Origin of the sequence: Halolamina salina, assembly GCF_042678005.1 — an archaeon.
GTDB classification, from domain to species: Archaea; Halobacteriota; Halobacteria; order Halobacteriales; family Haloferacaceae; genus Halolamina; species Halolamina salina.
This window is the reverse complement of record NZ_JBHUDH010000136.1, coordinates 1-1,550: the sequence shown is the minus strand read 5'-3', so window position 1 is coordinate 1,550 and position 1,550 is coordinate 1. Positions and strand designations below refer to the sequence as shown.

Sequence of the window (1,550 nt, the reverse complement as noted above, 5' to 3'; positions counted from 1 at the left end):
GCGTCCCCCGTGGACCGCGAGGTCGTCCCGAACGCGTGCCGGCGCTCCTGTGGCACGTCGAGGTCGGCGATCGCCTCGGGGTCGGTGTCGAAGGCCGCGACGGTCGCGACGTACGGCCGGTCCTCGGACTCCGCGGCGGCGAGCCGAGCGGCCACCCGACCGCCCGCGCCGCCGACGCCCAGAACGGCGAGTTGCATAGTTCCGCGTTGCCGCCCGACGGCATAGGTGCTTCGTCGCTGGGGCGAAGAGCGGTCGGCGGCTCCCGACGGGGTCGGATCGGCGGGGACCCCGTCGTACAGAAGTACTATACTCGTTCGTCCCCGAAACTCCCCGGAGAACAGATGCGTACCAACCGAGCACGGGACGACCGTGTAGGAGGCCGCTGATCATGCTCGACAGCCTGCTCGCCGACGCCCGATCGAGCGACCACCAGTTCGTCATCCACTCGGACGACCCCGAAACGGCGGCGGCGGACTGGTTCCGGAACCACGACGTCGACGTGGCTCATCGGCCGCTTCCCGAGGGGATCCCGCGCCCGTTCCTCGTTGTCGAGCGGGACGGGGAGTTCGTGGGCGTGCTCGACCTCGCGGAGGTCGAACGGCTGCTCGAACCGCCGATCGAGCCGCCCGCGTCCCGCGAGGAGCTCTCGCCGGGCCACCGGGAGTTCTTCGACGCGCTCGCCGGGACTGTGTTCACCTCGATCAGCCGGCGGGAGCTGCTCGCGGTGAGCCGGGAGATCGAGGACCGCGCCCGCCGCGTCGGCGACGGCAGCCTCCACGTCAGCTTCCAGCGGCTGTCGATGTTCCGGTCCCAGCAGGAGGTGTACGAGCGGATCGCGACCGAGACGGCGCTGGACATCCACGTCCACGGCGTCGACGACTGGACGCCGCCGGAGCGCTCGGGGATCCACTACCACGCACACCAGGACGAGCAGCTTGCGCCCTACTGGGTGCTCGCGTTCGACGGCGGTCCCGACGAGACGCAGGCGTCCGGGCTGGTCGGCAGGGAACGCCCGGGGGAGGGGTTCACCGGGTTCTGGACCAACGACGAGGGGATGGTCGAGCGGATCCGCACGAACGTGGCGTCGGCGACCGCGTAGCCGCCCCGGTCGAGCACGCCGCCGACACGCGCTGTTCCACGACCGACCACGTCGTTCGAGTTTTGTGACCGATATCGGTTTCTCCGCTCGGCGTCGATATGCCTCATCGGAAACGTTGATACGCCCGTCTCTCCACTGTCGTCGTAGTGGACGGAACAACGACCCCGACCGTCACGGAGTCCCTCTCGTTCTCCGCCAGCGAACTGACCGGGGCGTTAGGGGATTCGGTTACGGTCCTCCCCATCGTCGTCGCGGTCGGCGCGCTCACGGAGCTGTCGCTCGCGAAGATGCTGCTGGGATTCGGTGCGTTCCAGATCGTCTGGGGGCTGCGGTACGGGCTGCCGATCTCCGTCGAGCCGATGAAGGCGCTGGCGGCGCTGACCATCGCCGGCGCGCTCGGCGCCGACGAACTCGCGATCGCCGGCCTGCTCGCCGGCGTCGTCCTGCTCGG

At 69.9% G+C, this 1,550-nt stretch carries 2 protein-coding genes and 1 pseudogene; 2 read left to right on the top strand and 1 reads right to left on the bottom strand.

What is annotated here, in order from left to right; genetic code table 11:
- Nucleotides 1–197 (bottom strand): annotated as a pseudogene (locus ACFR9S_RS11775) (cell division protein FtsZ); the annotation flags it as partial.
- 191 nt (nucleotides 198–388) lie between these two features.
- Between ACFR9S_RS11775 and ACFR9S_RS11770 the strand changes: the two are divergent.
- The gene (locus ACFR9S_RS11770) at nucleotides 389–1,099 is read left to right on the top strand and encodes a DICT sensory domain-containing protein (protein ID WP_379732828.1); all 711 of its coding nucleotides are present in this window, start codon (nucleotides 389–391) and stop codon (nucleotides 1,097–1,099) included.
- A 146-nt stretch (nucleotides 1,100–1,245) separates the two neighbouring features.
- Nucleotides 1,246–1,550 (top strand): putative sulfate/molybdate transporter (locus tag ACFR9S_RS11765; protein WP_379818745.1); only part of this gene is annotated, 305 nt, incomplete at its 3' end.